10 protein-coding genes are annotated in these 17,007 nt (G+C 73.4%); 5 read left to right on the forward strand and 5 right to left on the reverse strand.

What is annotated here, in order from left to right; genetic code table 11:
* The first annotated feature begins 100 nt into the window (after positions 1 to 100).
* Entirely contained in the window at positions 101 to 1,192 is a 1,092-nt protein-coding gene (locus tag ACZ7HT_RS09790; RefSeq protein ID WP_471162267.1) for a glycosyltransferase family 4 protein, read from the forward strand.
* Here ACZ7HT_RS09790 and ACZ7HT_RS09795 read toward each other — a convergent pair.
* From ACZ7HT_RS09795 to ACZ7HT_RS09810, 4 genes are all read right to left on the reverse strand, one after another.
* On the reverse strand, positions 1,187 to 1,966 hold the full coding sequence (locus tag ACZ7HT_RS09795; RefSeq protein ID WP_471162270.1) for a class I SAM-dependent methyltransferase: 780 nt from the start codon (positions 1,964 to 1,966) through the stop codon (positions 1,187 to 1,189). The two genes, ACZ7HT_RS09790 and ACZ7HT_RS09795, sit on opposite strands and share 6 nt — an antisense overlap.
* The gene (locus ACZ7HT_RS09800) at positions 1,966 to 6,474 is read right to left on the reverse strand and encodes an aminotransferase class I/II-fold pyridoxal phosphate-dependent enzyme (protein ID WP_471162272.1); all 4,509 of its coding nucleotides are present in this window, start codon (positions 6,472 to 6,474) and stop codon (positions 1,966 to 1,968) included. The genes ACZ7HT_RS09795 and ACZ7HT_RS09800 overlap by 1 nt, the downstream gene beginning before the upstream one ends.
* Positions 6,475 to 6,635: 161 nt before the next feature.
* Positions 6,636 to 7,670 (reverse strand): LacI family DNA-binding transcriptional regulator, encoded by a 1,035-nt coding sequence (locus tag ACZ7HT_RS09805; RefSeq protein ID WP_471162275.1) that lies wholly within the window; start codon positions 7,668 to 7,670, stop codon positions 6,636 to 6,638.
* 94 nt (positions 7,671 to 7,764) lie between these two features.
* Positions 7,765 to 8,094, reverse strand: coding sequence for a putative quinol monooxygenase (locus ACZ7HT_RS09810; RefSeq protein WP_471162278.1), 330 nt, complete (start codon positions 8,092 to 8,094; stop codon positions 7,765 to 7,767).
* A 406-nt stretch (positions 8,095 to 8,500) separates the two neighbouring features.
* Between ACZ7HT_RS09810 and ACZ7HT_RS09815 the strand changes: the two genes are divergently transcribed.
* Together ACZ7HT_RS09815 and ACZ7HT_RS09820 are read left to right on the forward strand one after the other, a co-directional pair.
* Positions 8,501 to 10,279: a VanW family protein gene (locus ACZ7HT_RS09815; protein WP_471162281.1), complete on the forward strand. Its 1,779-nt coding sequence runs from the start codon at positions 8,501 to 8,503 to the stop codon at positions 10,277 to 10,279.
* 104 nt (positions 10,280 to 10,383) lie between these two features.
* The gene (locus tag ACZ7HT_RS09820) at positions 10,384 to 11,427 is read left to right on the forward strand and encodes a serine hydrolase domain-containing protein (protein WP_471162284.1); all 1,044 of its coding nucleotides are present in this window, start codon (positions 10,384 to 10,386) and stop codon (positions 11,425 to 11,427) included.
* A gap of 132 nt (positions 11,428 to 11,559) precedes the next feature.
* On the opposite strand, the gene ACZ7HT_RS09825 is transcribed toward ACZ7HT_RS09820, so the two are convergent.
* Complete coding sequence (locus ACZ7HT_RS09825; RefSeq protein ID WP_471162287.1) at positions 11,560 to 14,442, reverse strand: AfsR/SARP family transcriptional regulator; 2,883 nt, start codon at positions 14,440 to 14,442, stop codon at positions 11,560 to 11,562.
* A gap of 139 nt (positions 14,443 to 14,581) precedes the next feature.
* On the opposite strand from ACZ7HT_RS09825, the gene ACZ7HT_RS09830 reads away from it, so the two are divergent.
* A complete protein-coding gene (locus ACZ7HT_RS09830; protein ID WP_471162290.1) occupies positions 14,582 to 16,027 on the forward strand; it encodes a glyceraldehyde-3-phosphate dehydrogenase in 1,446 nt (481 codons plus the stop codon).
* Positions 16,028 to 16,160: 133 nt separating this feature from the next.
* The gene (locus ACZ7HT_RS09835; protein WP_471162293.1) at positions 16,161 to 16,976 is read left to right on the forward strand and encodes a DUF817 domain-containing protein; all 816 of its coding nucleotides are present in this window, start codon (positions 16,161 to 16,163) and stop codon (positions 16,974 to 16,976) included.
* The last annotated feature ends 31 nt before the right edge of the window (positions 16,977 to 17,007 follow it).

Genomic DNA, 17,007 nt, shown 5'->3' on the forward strand with positions numbered 1-17,007 from the left:
CCGCCCCCCCCCACAAACCCCCCCCCCCCAACCTCCTCCGCTTCCCCCCCCCCCCCCCCCCCCCCCCCCCCCCCGGGACCGGCCGCCGCGGAGGTGCCCGATGCGCCGCGGTGAGCGGCCCCGTGTCCTGCTCCTGACCGGCGGTCCGCTGGACGGGGCGGAGGGCGGTGCCGTACGCCTCGCCGGCGACGTCCTGGAGGCGCTGCCGAACGTGGACTTCGTGTGGTTCGCCCGGTGGCCGAACAGACACCGGGACGCTCCGGAGCGCGGGCGGCCGGTCCGCGTCCTGTCCCGGGAGGGGGTGCCGGGCGTCCCCGCGCGGGTGCAGTCCGCGCTCGCCGGGGCGCTGTTCGCCCGCCGGGTCGACCTCGTGCACGTCTTCCTGACCATCGGCCGCACCTTCCCGGTCCTGTCCCGGCTGCGCCCGCTGCTGCTCGGCGGGCGGCCCGTCGTGCACACCGTGCCCGGCGTGACGGACAACCGCTTTCTGGCCCACGGCCGTTCCCTGGGGACGACGGTCGCCCTGTCCGAGTCGATGGCCCGCCGGCTGCGGGCCGCCGACTTCGGCGACGTCCGGGTCGTCCCGCCCATGATCGGTCTCGACGCGTGGCCGTACCTGCCGCGGCCGGAGGGGTTCCCCCTGGTCCTCTTCGCCGGGCACCACGATCCGCACGGCGGGGCGGAGACCGCGATCGAGGCGGCGGCGGAGGCCCACCGGGAGGGGGCCAGGTTCCGTCTGGTGCTCGCGATGCGGGGACGACCGGGGCAGGACACCGCGACCCTCGACGAGGCACTGCGGGAGCGGGCCGGCGCGGCCGGGCTGCCGGACGTCGAGGTGCGCGGTTACGTGGAGGACATGCACGCCCTGCTCGCCTCGGTCCAGGTGCTGCTGTACCCGCCGGTCGTGCTCGGCGGGAGTCCGGACATCCCGTTCACGGTGCTCCAGGCGCTGGCCACGGGCCGGCCGTCGATCCTCAGTGACCTCCCCCAGTTCGCCGACTTCGGGCACGCCGTGCTGCGCGCCCCGGCGGGTGACGGGCGCCGCACCGGGCAGCAGCTGGCGTGGCTGCTGGACCAGCCGCGCTCCTGGGACATGCTCGCGGAGCGGGGACGGGCCCTCGTCGAGGACCACTTCGGCCCCGAGCGCTTCGCCGCCCGGTACGCGGCGCTCTACCGGGAGCTGCTGTCATGAGGGCGCGCGGGTCGGCACCTCGGCGGTGAGCAGGAGGATGCCCGTGTCCCCGTACTCGGGCAGGGTGAGGTCCTTCGGGACCCTGCCGATCCGCAGTCCGGTGGTGCGCGGGGCGAACACGGACCGCAGGGCGGTCTCGTCGACCGGGCAGGCGGGCCAGACCGGGCCGTCGCCGATGCGGTAGCTCGGCATGCGTTCCATGAAGGCGGCCAGGAGGGTGCCACCGGGGCGGACGGCGCGGACGTAGGCCTCACACAGGGCGGTGAACTCGTCGAAGTCCTCGGTGACGCTCTCGGCGACGAAGTTCATCGAGGCGAGGTCGTAGGTGCCGGGGACCAGGTCGTCGGCGGTGCCGCGGACGACCCGCACCCGGCGGAGCGCCTCCGCGCAGTCCTCGGGGAGGGCGGGGTCGAGGGAGCGGCAGAGGGCGTAGAAGGGCCGCCAGCTGTCGTCGATGCCGTGGGTGAGCTGTTCGCTCAGGTAGCGGACGCCGGCGGCGCTGGGTTCGAGGGCGTCGACGGCCCGTCCGGCGGCTCCGGCGAGCATCAGCGGGTACAGGTTGGGCCCGGCGCCGAGTTCGAGGACGCGGGCCAGGGCGCCGGGGGCGAAGCGCCGGTAGACGGCGGAGTGGTGGCGGATGACGCCGATGTCGCAGGGGTGGAGGCGGCGGTAGTTCTCGGCGAGGTAGTCGGCGACGGGCCAGTCGTCCCAGTCGGCGTCCCGGTTGCGGCGTACCCGGCCCGTCGCCGGGGGGCCCTGCGGGGTCCGGTCCATCACTGCTCCGCGGGCGGGCCGGCCGTGACGGGCCGGGGGGCCGCGGCGGGCTGCAGGGTGAACCGCCCGGCGAGCTCGGTGAGGGCGGCGCACAGCTGGTCGATCTCCTCGTCGGTGTTGGCGGCGGTGATCTGGATGCGGAAGCCGACCCGGTCGCGCGGGACGAGCGGGTAGGAGGCGAGGGTGACGTAGATGCCGCGCTCCCAGAGGAAGGTGGCGACGGCGTCGAGGTCCCCGGGGTCGCCGAGCGGGATCTCGATGATCGGCAGGCCGTCGGTGTTGGGGGTGGCGATGCCCAGGCTCCGTACGTGGGCGAGGGTGCGGGCCGTCCTGCGGTACAGGCGGCCCCTGATCTCGTCCCCGCGCTCGTCGTTGAGGTCGAGTCCGGCGAGGGCCGTGGCGAGCGAGGCGGTCGGCGAGGGCCCCGAGTACAGATAGGGGGCCGCCGCCACCTTGAGGTGGTCCTTGAGCCACCTGGGGACGGCGAGGAAGGCGAGCAGCGAGGAGAAGGCCTTGGAGAAGCCGCCGACCAGGACCAGGTTGTCGTACGTCTCTCCCAGGTGGCGCACGATGCTGTTGCCGCGCGAGCCGTACGGGCTGGTCTCGTCGGCGTGGCGCTCCCCGATGACGCCGAAGCCGTGGGCGTCGTCGATGTAGAGGAGGGCGCCGTTCTCCCGGCAGATCCGGGCCAGGACGGGCAGGTCGGGGAAGTTGCCGGTCATGCTGTTGACGCCGTCCATGCAGACGAGCCGCCCGGCGTCGGCGGGTGCGCCGCGCAGCAGGCTGGCCAGCTCGTCCGGGCGGTCGGCGTGGAAGCGGTGGATCTCGGCGCCCTGTCCCCGCGCGCCGACGCAGCCGTCGTACACGGTGCGGTGGGCCTGCGCCTCCACGAAGACCTGTCCGGTGCCGGCGAGGAGCGGGATGACGGACTGGTGGATGAGGGTGATGGTGGGCAGCAGGAGCGTGTCGGGGGCGCCGAGGAGTGCGGTGAGCCGCTCCTCGATGCGGGGGTAGATCCGGGGGCTGCCGATGAGCCGGGACCAGCTGGGGTGGGTGCCCCAGCGCCGGACCTCGGGCTCGATGGCCTCGATGATCTCGGGTTCGAGGTCGAAGCCGAGGTAGTTGCAGGAGGCGAAGTCGACGAGCCAGTCGTCGCCGACCCGGATGCGGCGGCCGTCGACCTCGTCGATGACGGCGTCGCACATGAGGCTGGTCCGCTGGAGGTGCTCCAGGTCCCGCCACCGGGATTCGCGCGGGGGCCCGGCGGCGCGGACGGCGGGGACGGTGGGGACGGCGGGGACGGGCCCCGGCGTGGGGGCGGTCTGACCGGCGGGGGGCCGGGCCGCCGGGCGGCTCGCGGCGGGCGGGGCGCGGTGCAGATAGGACTCGGCCTGGTGGGCGGTCATGGGGCGGGCGAAGAGGTAGCCCTGCCCGTACCGGCAGCCCATCCCGGCGAGCAGCGCCCGCTGTTCCTCGTGCTCGATGCCCTCGGCGACGACCTGGAGGCCGAGGACGTCGGCGATGCGCACGATGCCCTCCACCAGCGCCACCTGCTGGGGGTCGGTGGTGATGTCGTCGATGAACGACTTGTCGACCTTGAGGACGTCGATGGGGAACTCGCGGAGGTAGCTGAGCGAGGAGAATCCGGTGCCGAAGTCGTCGATGGCGATGGCGACGCCCAGTTCCTTGAGGGCGGCCATGGTGGTCCTGATCTGGACGTCCTTGCGCATGAGGACGCTCTCGGTGAGCTCCAGGACGAGCGAGCCGGGCGCGAGTCCGGAGGAGTGCAGGGCGCGCCGTACCTCTTCGAGGAAGCCGGGGTCGCGGAACTGCCGGGCGGAGACGTTCACATTGGCCCGCAGGGGCGCGCGGCCGGGGTGGGCGCGCTGCCAGCGGGCGATGTCGAGCGCCGCGTGTTCCAGGACCCAGGCGCCCAGCGGCATGATGTGGCCGCTCTCCTCGGCCAGGGTGATGAACTGGTCGGGCGGCACCATGCCCCGGCGGGCGTGCGGCCAGCGGATGAGCGCTTCGAGACCGGCGGGGGCGCCGCCGTCCACCTCGACGATCGGCTGGTAGCGCAGGGCGAAGGCGTGGTCGGCGATGGCCCGGTCCATGCCCGCCTGGAGTTCGTGGCGGGCGACGAGCCGGGAGTGGAGCTCGGGGCGGAAGAGCCGCCACCGCTTCTTGCCGGCGGCCTTGGCCGCGTACAGGGCGAGGTCGGCGTGGCCGAGGAGCTCCTCGGCGTGGGCGCTGTCGAGCACGGTCGCGATGCCGACGCTGGTCGACACGGAGACGGCGCCGTCGGTGAGGTGGAAGGGCTGGCTGAGGGTGTGCACGATCTCGGCCGCGAGGGCCTCGGCGTCGCGAGGCTCGCGCGCCCCCTCGATGAGCACGGCGAACTCGTCGCCGCCGAGCCGGGCGGCGGTGTCGGTGAGCCGCAGGACCGAGGTGAGGCGGCGGGCGACGGCGACGAGGAGCTCGTCGCCGACGGAGTGGCCCATCGTGTCGTTGACGACCTTGAAGTCGTCGAGGTCGACGAAGAGCATGCAGGTCAGGGTGGACTCGCGGCGGCCGCGGAGCAGCGCCCGCTCGATGCGTTCGAGGAGCAGGACCCGGTTGGGGAGGCCGGTGAGGGAGTCGTGGAACGCCCGGTGGGTCAGTTCGCGTTCCAGTTTCCGCTGCTCGGTCACGTCACGGAGGGTCAGGACGAGGCCGTGGACGGTGCGCTCGTCGCGCAGGTTGCTGCACCGTACCTCGGCCTCCAGCTCCCCGGAGCCGCCGCGCAGCAGCTTCCAGTCGTCCCGGGCGTCGGCGGCGCCGCGGGCACGCGCGTCGGCGACGAGGCGCAGCGCGGTGGTCGTGTCGGCGGGGACGAGGAGGTCGGACAGCGGGGTGCCGGGGAGCAGGGAGCGGCCGAACATGGACTCGGCCGAGGGGCTGGCGTACCGGATGGTGTCGTCGTCGTCGAGGATCAGGATGACGTCCGAGGTGTTGTGGACGAGGGTGCGGAAGTAGGCCTCGCTGGTGCGCCGGTTGACCTCCTCGCTGAGCCCGAAGCGTTCGAGGGCCAGGGCCGCCTGGGAGGCGAGGGACTGGGCGGGTCCCGATATCTCGGCGAGTTTGCGTTCGGAGCCCGCGAAGAGCAGCACGCCGAGCAGCGGTTCGCCTCCGGAGGGGGACTGGAGCTCCAGGGGGCAGAGCAGGACGTGGGTCTCGGGCGTGATCTCGGCGGCGATGGACGGGTCGAGCCGGGTCAGGGGGAGCAGCCGGGCGCCCTCGGCGACCAGCTCGGACCAGGAGGTGCCGCGGGGCCGGATCAGTTCGTCGGTGCGGCAGCTCCAGGGGTGCTCCGCGGTGGCCACGGCGGTGAGACCGCCGCGGCGGTCCCGGGTGAGGAGGAGGACCTGGTGGGACGTGGTGGGGCCGAAGAGGGTGGCGGCGGCCGTCTCGACCGCTCCGGCGACCTCGCGGGGGCTGAGGGCGGCGACGAGGGAGGCGGCGGCGAGCCGGAGGCTGCGCTCGCGGGCCTCGGCCTTGCCGTGGTCGCTCATCATGCCCCAGAGCCGGGCGAGGACCAGCAGGAACATGAGGGCCGAGAAGATCGCGATGACGGCGATGTCCTTGCTCTGGTTGTGGCGCAGCGACTGGAGGAGCAGCAGGGCGGGGGCGACGAGGGAGGCTCCGGCGAGCAGCGCGAGCCGCCGCTCGGCGACGCGTGGGGGCGGTTCGGGGGCGGGCTCGGTGAGGCCGGTCATGGAGGGGTGGAGGGCGGCGAGGCCCCAGGCGGTGAAGAAGACGACCCAGCCGAGGTCCAGGGGGGTGCCGACCTGCCAGGTGCCCCTGAGCTGGAGGATGCCGTAGATGACGTCGGAGGCGAGGATGCCGCAGGTGCCGAGGGTGAGGAGCTGGACGGATCTGGATCTCAGCCCGCCGGGGACGAGGAGCCGGGCGAGCATCGCGAGCATCAGGACGTCGCCGAGGGGGTACGCGATGGAGATGGCCTTCTCGGTCCAGGTCATGCCCTCGCTCCTGGCGAGCGGGGTGATGAGGTTGACCCAGCAGAGCAGCGCGAGCCCCGAGGTGAGGATCAGCGCGTCGAGGACGACGCCGAGGTCGCGGCCGACGGCCCGGTAGCGGATGAATCCGAAGAGGCCGATCGCGAAGAGCGGGTAGGTGGCCAGGTAGAGGGCGTCGGCGACGGACGGGAAGGGTCTGGTCTGGCCGAAGAAGGCCTCCAGGGCGTTGTACGCGGTGTCGCCGCTCACGAAGGTCAGGTTGGCCGCGGCGAGCACCAGCCAGGGCCAGCGCCGGGACGGCTTGTGCAGGTGGACGCCGACGAGGATCGCGATGACACCGCTGAGCCCGATGAGCGCCCACAGCGTGGTGTGGCGGGAGGGGACCTTCAGGTACGCGACGGTCAGCAGGGTCACGACGAGGACGTAGAGCAGGGTCCAGACGCGCAGCTTCCGGGATGCGATGGGCGGCCGGTTGAGCCGGCTCAGCGTCATCGTCCACCGCCCCCTTGCCGGGTCGGACGCCGCCGGGAGCGCCCTGTTCGCGGATACGGGCCCCGTGAGTGTCCATTCTCCGGGGCACCCGGGAGGGCTGCATCTCGGCGCCGGCGGGACCGGCGGGCCGCGGGCCGGTGCCGGGAGGAGGCGCGTCGGTGTCAGGAGGAGGCGCGGACCACGAGTTCGGTGGGCAGCATCCGGCGGGGCTGCTCGTCCGGGTCGCCGGGCGAGGCGATCTCCGCCAGGAGCATGCGTGCCATGGTGCGGCCCATCTCCTCGATGGGCTGGCGCACGCTGGTCAGCGGCGGGTCCATGTGCCGGGCGATCGCCGAGTCGTCGACGCCGACGAGGGCGACGTCCTCGGGGACGCGGCGGCCCGCCTCGCGCAGCACGCTCCGCGCGCCGGCCGCCATCACGTCGGAGGCGGCGAAGACGGCGTCCAGGTCGGGCCTGCGGTCCAGGAGCTCCCGCATGGCCCGGCGGCCGCCGTCCTCGGTGAAGTCGCCGTCGGCGACGAGGGTCTCGTCGGGGGTGAGCCCGGCCTCCGTCAGGCCCTCGCGGTAGCCGTCGAGGCGGCAGCGGGCCACGTACATGTCGAGGGGGCCGGTGACGGTGGCGATCCGCTGCCTGCCGCGGGCGGCGAGGTGGGCGACGGCGGCCCGGCCCGCGCCGGTGTTGTCGGAGTCGACGAAGGCGACGCGCTCGTCCTGGGTGCGCCGGCCGTTGAGGACGGCGGGCAGGCCGAGGGCACGGACCTGGTCGGGCAGGGGGTCGTCGGCGTGCACGGACACGAGGAGGACGCCGTCGACGCGCTGCGCGGCGAGGTACTGCTCGAAGCGCTGCCGCTCCTGTTCGCTGCGGATGAGGGTCAGCAGCAGCTGCTTGTCGGCGTCGGCGAGCTCGGCGCTGACCCCGCGGATGATGTCGAGGAAGTACGGCTCGGCGAAGAGCCGCGCCTCGGTCTCGGGGATCACCAGGGCGACGGCGTCGGTGCGGCTGCCGGCGAGCGCGCGGGCGGCCCGGTTGGGGACGTAGCCGAGTTCGGCGACGGCCCGTTCGACGGCGGCCTTGGCCTGTTCGCTCACCTTCGGGGAGCCGTTGATGACCCGGGAGACCGTGCCGCGCCCGACTCCGGCCAGGACCGCGACCTCCTCAAGGGTGGGCCTGCCGGTCTGCCGCCCGCTCACCGCCATGTGCCGCCTCTCCCCTCGGGGCGCCGCCCCCGCCTGCGTCTCACGCGAACCTATCAGGCGGGGCCGGGCGCGCCGGGGGCCGCGGCGGGGCGGTTCAGGCGCCGGCCGGCGCCAGCTCGGCCATGGCGCCCCAGCCCTGCTGCGGGACCTCGACGTTGATGATCTCGGGGGTGGCGGCGATGGCACCGGCCATGGCGGAGAGACCGGCCGAGAAGTGGTCGGAGGCGACGTGGACGGCGCCCGCGGCGGAGTCGGCGAAGGCCTCCAGGAGGACGAAGACGTTCGGGTCGTCGACGCTGCGGGACCAGTCGAAGAAGAGGTTGCCGGGTTCGGCGCGGGTGGCGCGGGTGAAGTCGTCGACGAGGTCGAGCCAGCGGTCGGCGTGGTCGGGGCGGACGGTGAAGCGGACGGCGATGAAGATCATGCGTCCACCCTCGCAGCGGGCGGGCGGGGTGGGCAAGCGGGACGGCGCCCCCTAGCGGCGCCTCCGCGTTCCGCGCCTCGACCCGCACCACCAGGGCGCCGTCACTCGCGGTGCGGGTCAGGGCGCGGAGCCTCTGGCGCCGGCATGGGCGCCGTCCGTTGTGCCCCCCTCCCCCACGCTCTCGGCTTCGCTCGAGCAGGGGGACCCCCATCGCCCTAGCGGAACACATGCCCGCAACGGAGGGGCGCGCGGGGCCGGCTCGCCCGCGGCTGTTCGGCCGCACACTACGCGTCCGTTTTGCACCACTCCGTAACCCTGTAGGAGATATCACCTTTATGCCAAAAAGACACTCTTTCGGCGTACGGTCGTGTGGTTGCCCCATTCCCTCGACGCCCCGGGAGAGCGTGTGCCCCGCTCCAGGACCGACCTTGACCCGACGCCCCGCGAGGGGCGCCGCCCGCGCCTTCGGACGGCGGCGATCGCGACGGGTGTGGTCGCCGTCGCCTTGGGCGGACTCTACGCGGCGGGTCTCGTCGCCACCGGGGACGACATTTCCGCCGGCACCCGGGTCGACGGCGTGGACATCGGCGGCATGAGCCGCTCCGAGGCCGAGGCCAGGCTGACGGACGCCGCCCCGGCCTCCTGGAAGGCGCCGATAGCCGTGCAGGTCGGCGACCGGGCCGCCACCGTGGACCCGGCCTCCGCCGGTCTGACCGTGGACGTCGCGAAGACCGCCGACCGGGCCGCCGACCCGTCCCGTGACCCCGTCACCGTCATCGGGCGGCTCTTCTCCTCCGGTGAGCGCGAGGTCCGGCCGGTGTACGCCTACGACGAGGCGAAGACCAGGACCGCCGTGGCCGAGCTGGCCAAGCAGAACGACCGCGCGGTGCGCGAGGGGTCCGTCGCCTTCCGCGACGGCAAGGCCGTCGCGACCCCGCCCGTCACGGGCAGCAAGTTGGACACCGGCCGCGCCGCCGAGTCCCTGCGCGCGGCCTACCCGGCCGCCACCGGCGCCGCCGCGGTGACGCTGCCCGTCCAGGTGACCGCGCCCCGGCTGCACGCCGCCGAGGTGTCCCGTTTCCTCGACACGTACGCGAAGCCCGCCGTCTCCGGCCCCGTGACGCTCACGGCGGGCGGCGAGCGGCTGCGGATCTCCGCCGCCACGCTCTCCGACCACCTCACCGTGCGGAACGACGGCGGCCGCCTCACCGCCTCCCTCGACGAGGACGCCCTGCTGCGCGACCCTGACGTGGCGCGTCCCCTCGCCGCTCTGACGGGCGCGCCCGTGGAGCCGTCCCTCGGGGTGCGGGACGGAAAGGTCGTCGTGGAGTCGGAGGGCCGGCCGGGCCACGAGGTGACCGCGAAGGCCCTGGGCGACGCCGTGCGCCCGCTGCTCACGAAGTCGGGCGACGCGGCCCGTACGGCCCCGGTGGCGACCAGGGTGACGGCGCCGGGCCTGACCTCCGCCTCGCTGGCCCGCCTGGGCATCACCGAGCAGATGTCGACGTTCACGGTGAACTTCCCCACCGCGCCGTACCGGACCACGAACATCGGCCGGGCGGCCGAGCTCATCAACGGTTCGCTGGTGCAGCCGGGCGAGGTGTGGAGCTTCAACAAGACGGTCGGCGAGCGGACCCCGGACAACGGCTTCGTCGACGGCACGATGATCCTCGACGGCTCGTACCGCTCCGCGCCCGGCGGCGGGGTGTCGGCGATGGCCACCACCGTCTACAACGCCATGTTCTTCGCGGGGGTGCAGCCCGTCGAGCACGGCGCCCACTCCTTCTACATCGAGCGCTACCCGGCCGGCCGGGAGGCGACCGTCGCCTGGGGCCAGCTCGACCTGAAGTTCCGCAACGACACGGGCAAGCCGATCTACATCAAGGCGGGCGCCACCGACCACTCGGTCACGGTGAGCTTCCTCGGCACGAAGAAGTACGACTCCGTGGAGGCGGTCGCCGGACCGCGCACCAACATCACGCAGCCCGTGAAGCGCGAGGGCACCGGTGAGGCCTGTGTGCCGCAGCCGCCCCTGGAGGGCTTCGACACCACGGTGGACCGCGTGTTCAAGAACGACGGCGTCGAGGTCAAGCGGGAGACGTACAAGACCCACTACACCCCGCGCGACGAGGTGACCTGCAAGCCCACCGCCGAGCAGGCCGAGAAGGGCGACGGCCACCGCTGACGGAAGGGTGTCTTCCCGTTCGGCCGGGGCATGTCTTCGGAGGGCGGTCCGCCGGCACGCGACGGTCCGCCCTCCGAACCTCCCCGGACCGTCGGAGGCACGCCTTGGCCCATCGCAGCGACCCCTTCGAGCGGCTCCTCGGCGAGGCCGCCCGCGCGGGCACGTACCCGGGCGCCGCATGGGCCGTGGGCGACGGCCGTACGACCCTCTCGTCCGGGGCGGTCGGGGTGCTCGACCCGGCGCGGCCGGGTGAACCGACGCTCCCCGACACGCTCTTCGACGTGGCGAGCCTCACCAAGATCCTCGTGGTCTGGGCGGTCGTCGGCACCCTCGTCGACGCCGGGAAGCTCGACCTGACCGCGCCCCTCGGCTCGTACTGGCCCGAGGCGGCGGGACGGCCGCTCGCCGACGCGACGGCGCACCACCTCCTCACCCACACCGCCGGCCTCCCGCTGCGCGCCAACCTCCGGCATCTGTACGGCTCCGACCCGCAGGACGTCCGCGACGGCGTCCTCGCCGAGCCGCTCCGGCACCGGCCCGGGGAGGCCGTCGCGTACACCGACCGGGCGTCGCTGATCCTCGGCTACCTCGCCGAACACCTCACCCGGCAGCCGCTCCGCCGGCTCGCCGCGGACCGGATCTGGACGCCCCTCGGCATGACGGAGACCCGCTACGGGCCGCTGCCCGCCGGAGTCGGGGAGCGGTGCGCGCCCACCGAGTACGACGAGGAGAGCGGTGCCCCGCTGCGGGGCACCGTCCACGACTTCTCGACCCGGCTCCTCGGCGGGGCCTGCGGGATCGCGGGGGTCTTCACCACCACCGCCGACACCGGCCGCTTCCTGCGCCGACTGCTCGTCCCGGAGCCGGGCGCCTTCTCCGCCGAGTGGACCGCCGCGTCGCTGCGCGTCCACACGGGCCCGCTCGTCCCGCCGCGCGGACTGTTCTGGCATCCGGCGCCGGGGACGCGACCGGCGGACGACGTCTGGGCGCACTTCGGCTTCACCGGGACGGCCCTGTGGGTGTCGCCCGCGCGCGGCCGCTGGGCCGTCCTGCTCACCAACCGGCTCCGCCTGACCCGGGATCCCGGCCCGCTCGCGCGGGTCAGGGACGTCTTCCGGACCCTCGCCTTCGACGGACCGCCGCCATGACCCCGTACCCGGTCATGAGCCGCCGGACGGGCGCCGGACAGGCGCCGGGTGACGGGACCTCAGGGCTTCGCCTCCCCCGGACCTCAGGGCTTCCCCTCCCCGGGACCTCAGGGCTCCGCCTCCGTCAGGACCTCAGGAATCCCCCTCCGTCAGGACCTCCGACGCCAGGGCCTTGAGGCCCTCCAGGCACTCGTCGATCCGCATGCCGAGGTTGTGCCGACGGGCGAGCTCCAGGCACGACTCCCAGGTGTCGCGGGCCGCCTCCCACTCCCCGAAGTGGTGGTGGGCCCGGGCCGTGAAGACGAGACAGTCGGCCGTGCCTCCCTGGTCGTTCATCCGGAGCCGGATGGACAGCGCCTCCGCGAGGACCTCGAAGGTCCTGTCCCGGTCGCCGAGGACGCGCAGCGTGTCCCCGTAGTTGGTGAGGGTCGTGGCGAGGAACACCCCGTGGCCGATCCCGCTGACCAGCTCGATGACCCGCCGGTAGTCCGCGGCCGCCAGTTCCGGTTCCCCGCGCGTCTTGTGGACGTCCGCGGTCCGGCTGAGGAGCAGCGCCTCGCCGCGGGGGTTCCCGGTCGCGCTGTAGAGGTCACGAGAGCGCTCCGCGTGGACGAGCGCCTGTTCGGAGTCCCCGATCTGCAGGTACAGCACCGACATGTTGCCGAGGATCGACGCCTGGGCGGCGAGGTCCGCGCGCTCCGTGAACAGGTCAAGGGCGATCCGGAGGTGCTCCAGGCAGGCCTCGTTGCGGTACGCCATGCCGTGGGCGACGGCCGTGCGCCGGTGCAGCCAGGCCTGCCCGAGCCGGTCGTCGTTCCTGCGGGCGATGTCCATGGCCTGCTCCAGGCAGGCGTCCCACTCCCCCGTCCACCAGTGCGTGCTCGCATGGCCGAAGAGGCCCACGGCGAGCCGCCAGGCGATGTCGGAGCGGCCCAGCTCCCCGGCGCGGGTGAGGGCGTCCTGGACGGCCGGCAGTTCCCGCGCGGTCCACCGGATCGCCTCGTCGTCGTCCGCGAACTCGGGCAGCGGCATGTTCTTCACGACGTCCCCGTCGAGCGGCGGCGGGGACTGCGTCTCGCGGGTGGCGGCCACCGTCGCGGCCGTGACGGCCGCGACGTACCAGGAGAGCAGCCGGAGCAGGGCGGCGGTCCGCTCCTCCTCGGTGTCCTCGTCGTCCCGCTGCGCCGCGAACTCGCCGAGCAGGTCGTGCAGCCGGTAGCGGTCGGGTTCGGGGTTGAGGAGGAGGTGGGCGTCGGCGAGGACGTCGAGGACGGCGGCGGCCCGGGCCTCGGTGACGTCGAGGAGCGCGGCGGCGGACTGCGGGGTGACGGCGTGGGCCGACCACACCCGGCCGAGGAGCCGGAAGGCCCGCGCCGCCTCGCGCTCCAGCGGCTGCTCGCTGTCCCGTATGGCCACGTAGCTCATGGCGAAGGTGCGGCGGACGTCGAAGTGCCCCATGGCGAGGGTGTCGAGGCGCCCTTGGTGCGGGGTGAGCCGCTTCGCCAGGAGAGCGAGGGGCCAGGAGGGCCGGGAGGCCAGCCGGCCACCGACGATCTGCAGGGCGAGCGGCAGGCCCCCGCAGGCGGCCATGATGTCGGCCAGGGCCTCGGGCTCGCTCCGTACGCGCTCGGCGCCGGCGAGCCGGGCGAGCAGCGCGTGCTGGTCGGACTCGGGCAGCGGGGACAGCGGGACCTTCGCGGAGCGCGGCAGGTCGGCGAGCAGCTGGCGGCTGGTGATCAGGGCGGCGCTGCGCCCGCCGGCCGGGAGCAGGGGGGCGACGTGGGCGGCGTTGCGCGCGTTGTCGAGGACCAGGAGCACGCGGCGCTCGGCGAGCGCGGAGCGGAAGAGGGTGGCGCGGTCGTCGGTGTCCTCGGGCAGGGCGTCCTGGTGGGTGCCCAGGTCGGACAGGAAGCGGGCGAGCAGTTCGTGGGCCGTGCGCGCCCCGCCGGAGCAGTAGCCGCGCAGATCGGCGTAGAGGGCGCCGTCGGGGAAGGCGTCGCGCACCCGGTGGGCGACGTGCATCGCGAGCGCGGTCTTCCCGACTCCGGCCATGCCGGAGATCACGACGGCCGGCGCGTGCCCGCTCCCGGGTGCCTCGTCGGGATCTCCTTCCGTTCCCGGGGCCTCGGGCGGCACCCCGAGCAGCGCCCGTACGGTCGCGGCCTCGGCCTCCCGGCCCGTGAAGGCCTCCCCCTCGCAGGGCAGCTGGAAGGGCGCGCGGGCCGAGGCGGCGCGGGGGGTCTGGCCGGGCGCGGGTTCTCCGGCGAGCACCTCCGCGTAGGCCTCCTGGACGGCGGCGCCGGGTTCCGTGCCGAGTTCGTCGACCAGGGCCCGCCGCAGCCGGTGGAAGACGGCGAAGGCCTCGGCCTGGCGGCCGGAGCGGTGCAGGGCGAGCATGAGGCGCCGGTGGAAGCCCTCGCGCAGCGGGTGCTCCCCCGCCAGGGCGGTGAGCGGGGCGACGGCCTCGTGGTGACGGCCCAGGCCCAGCTCGGCGTCGAAGTTCCATTCCATGGCCTGGAGGCGGGCCTCCGCGAGCTGGTGGACGCGGAGTGCGGGCGCCTCGGTCTCCGAGAAGGGAGCGAGGTCCACGAGGGGCGTGCCGCGCCACAGGACCCTGGCGAGGTCGGTCTCCCGGCGGACCGCCTCCCAGTCCGCGCGCCGGTGCGCCTCCTGGACGGCCCGGACCCGGGCCTCGAAGACGTCGGCGTCGAGTTCGCCCTCGTGGACGGTGAGCTGGTAGCCGGGGGCGACGGTGCGCAGCCGCTCCTCGGTCCCGCCGTCGGCGGCGGCGAGGACGCGGCGGAGCCGGGTGAGGTGGTTGGCGAGGGAGGCGTCGGCGCTGGCGGGGACCGAGGCGCCCCAGAGGGCTTCCTTGAGGGTGTCCCGGGACACCGTGCGGTTGGCCCGGAGCAGCAGTGCGGCGAGGAGGACGCGGACCTTGGGGCCGGTCACCGGCCGCAGTTCCGTCCCGTCGTGGACGACGAGCGGTCCGATCAGCCCGAACTTCACCACCATGCCCCCCGGCTCAAGGTAGGCGGGCCCGCCCGACTACGGCGGATCCCGACGTGACCCATCGTACGGTTCGGGACCCCTTGATTGATCAAACCGGCCGGGGGTTACCATATGAGCGCCGCCTAGCTCGAAAGATAATCTTGTGACTGTCAATGACGACTCGTTCACCAGTTGGAAGAACCGCGAGGAGATCGCGGAGTCGATGATCCCGATCATCGGGAAGCTGCACCGGGAGCAGGACGTCACCGTCCTGGTCCACAGCCGCTCCCTGGTGAACAAGTCGGTGGTCAGCATCCTCAAGACCCACCGCTTCGCCCGGCAGATCGACGGCGAGGAGCTCTCGGTCACCGAGACCCTGCCGTTCCTCGAGACGCTCACCACCCTCGACCTGGGCCCCTGCCAGATCGACATCGGTGTGCTGGCCGCGGACTACAAGACCGACGACCGCGGTCTGTCGGTGGCGGAGTTCACCGCCCAGGCCGTCGCCGGCGCCACCGGTGAGAACAAGATCGAGCGCCGTGACGGACGCGACGTCGTCCTCTACGGCTTCGGCCGCATCGGCCGCCTCGTCGCCCGCCTCCTCATCGAGAAGGCCGGTTCGGGCAACGGTCTGCGCCTGCGCGCGATCGTCGTCCGCGGCGGCGGCGACCAGGACCTCGTGAAGCGCGCCTCGCTGCTGCGCCGCGACTCCATCCACGGCCAGTTCCAGGGCACGATCACGGTCGACGAGGCGAACAGCACCATCGTCGCCAACGGCAACACGATCAAGGTGATCTACGCCAACGACCCCTCCGAGGTCGACTACACGGCGTACGGCATCAACGACGCCATCCTGATCGACAACACCGGCAAGTGGCGGGACCGCGAGGGCCTCTCCAAGCACCTGCGCCCCGGCATCGACAAGGTCGTCCTGACCGCGCCCGGCAAGGGTGACGTGCCGAACATCGTGCACGGCGTCAACCACGACACGGTGAAGCCGGACGAGCAGATCCTGTCCTGCGCCTCCTGCACCACCAACGCCATCGTCCCGCCGCTCAAGGCCATGGACGACGAGTACGGCGTGCTGCGCGGTCACGTCGAGACGGTCCACTCGTTCACGAACGACCAGAACCTCCTCGACAACTACCACAAGGCCGACCGCCGCGGCCGTTCCGCGCCGCTCAACATGGTCATCACGGAGACGGGCGCCGCCTCCGCCGTGGCCAAGGCGCTGCCCGACCTGAAGGCCCCGATCACCGGCAGCTCGATCCGCGTCCCCGTCCCGGACGTCTCGATCGCCATCCTGAGCCTGCGCCTGGGCCGCGAGACCACCCGCGACGAAGTCCTCGAGTACCTCCGCGACGTCTCGCTGCACTCGCCGCTGAAGCGCCAGATCGACTTCACCACGGCCCCCGACGCCGTCTCGATGGACTTCGTCGGCTCGCGCCACGCGTCCATCGTCGACGCCGGCGCGACCAAGGTCGACGGCGACAACGCGATCCTGTACCTGTGGTACGACAACGAGTTCGGCTACTCGTGCCAGGTCATCCGGGTCGTCCAGCACGTCTCCGGTGTGGAGTACCCGACCTTCCCGGTTCCGGCGGTCTGATCCTCCCGCTTCTCCCGCGAGCAGCGACAGCACGGCGGAGCGCCGCATTCCCCGCACGGGGAGTGCGGCGCTCCGCCGTTCGCCGTGGACGCGGCCCGCGAACCGCACACGTCCCTGCGGCGTCCCTCCCGCCATGGACACGCTCACCCACGGGATACGCCAGCTGCTGCGCTTCGCGGTCCTGGAGGCGCGCTGCTGCGCCTTCGCGGTCGCGCTCGTCGGCGGCATCGCCGCCTCGGCCCTCCTGCCCGACCTGCCGGTCGCCCGCTACGACCTGCTGCTCCTGTACGGCGTCGGGCTCACGGTCCTGGCGTGGCGGCTCGGCTGGGACACCGGCCGGGACGTCGCCGTGATCGCCGGATGCCATGCCATCGGCCTCCTCTTCGAGCTGGTCAAGGTGCGGATGGGCTCGTGGAGCTATCCGGAGGACGCCCTGACGAAGGTCGGCGGCGTGCCGCTGTACGGCGGATTCATGTACGCGGCGGTCGGCAGCTACATCTGCCGGGCCTGGCACCTGTTCGACCTGCGGCTCACCGGCTATCGGCCCCGGATCACGGCGGTCCTCGCAGCGGCGGTCTACGTGAACTTCCTCAGCCACCACTGGCTGCCCGACGCCCGCTGGGCGCTCGCCGCGCTGCTGCTCGCCGCGACGGCGGGGACCTGGGTGCGCTTCCGGGTCGGCGAGAGCGACCTGCGGATGCCGCTGGCCCTCTCCTTCGTCCTGATCGGCTTCTTCCTCTGGGTCGCCGAGAACGCCGCCACGTACGTCGGCGCCTGGAGCTATCCGGACCAGCTGAACGGCTGGCAGCCGGTCTCCCTGACGAAGTTCGGCGCCTGGGCGCTGCTGATCACAGTCCTGTTCACCTTGACGGCAAATCGGACATTCTTCGTGCACGTCCGGCGGCGTCGTGCTACAGTCGATCTCAGTTGCAGTCGTGGTTCCCAATGAACTAACAAGTGCCTTCGGCGATTCGACATCG

The sequence above is a fragment of the Streptomyces sp. NPDC037410 genome, from assembly GCF_055602235.1.

What these genes read in the sequence shown, in the direction of transcription:
- ACZ7HT_RS09790 (WP_471162267.1), top strand. Translation starts at nt 101, where the DNA reads ATGCGCCGCGGTGAGCGGCCCCGTGTCCTGCTCCTGACCGGCGGTCCG.
- ACZ7HT_RS09795 (WP_471162270.1), bottom strand. Translation starts at nt 1,966, where the DNA reads ATGGACCGGACCCCGCAGGGCCCCCCGGCGACGGGCCGGGTACGCCGC.
- ACZ7HT_RS09800 (WP_471162272.1), bottom strand. Translation starts at nt 6,474, where the DNA reads ATGACGCTGAGCCGGCTCAACCGGCCGCCCATCGCATCCCGGAAGCTG.
- ACZ7HT_RS09805 (WP_471162275.1), bottom strand. Translation starts at nt 7,670, where the DNA reads ATGGCGGTGAGCGGGCGGCAGACCGGCAGGCCCACCCTTGAGGAGGTC.
- ACZ7HT_RS09810 (WP_471162278.1), bottom strand. Translation starts at nt 8,094, where the DNA reads ATGATCTTCATCGCCGTCCGCTTCACCGTCCGCCCCGACCACGCCGAC.
- ACZ7HT_RS09825 (WP_471162287.1), bottom strand. Translation starts at nt 14,442, where the DNA reads ATGGTGGTGAAGTTCGGGCTGATCGGACCGCTCGTCGTCCACGACGGG.
- ACZ7HT_RS09835 (WP_471162293.1), top strand. Translation starts at nt 16,161, where the DNA reads ATGGACACGCTCACCCACGGGATACGCCAGCTGCTGCGCTTCGCGGTC.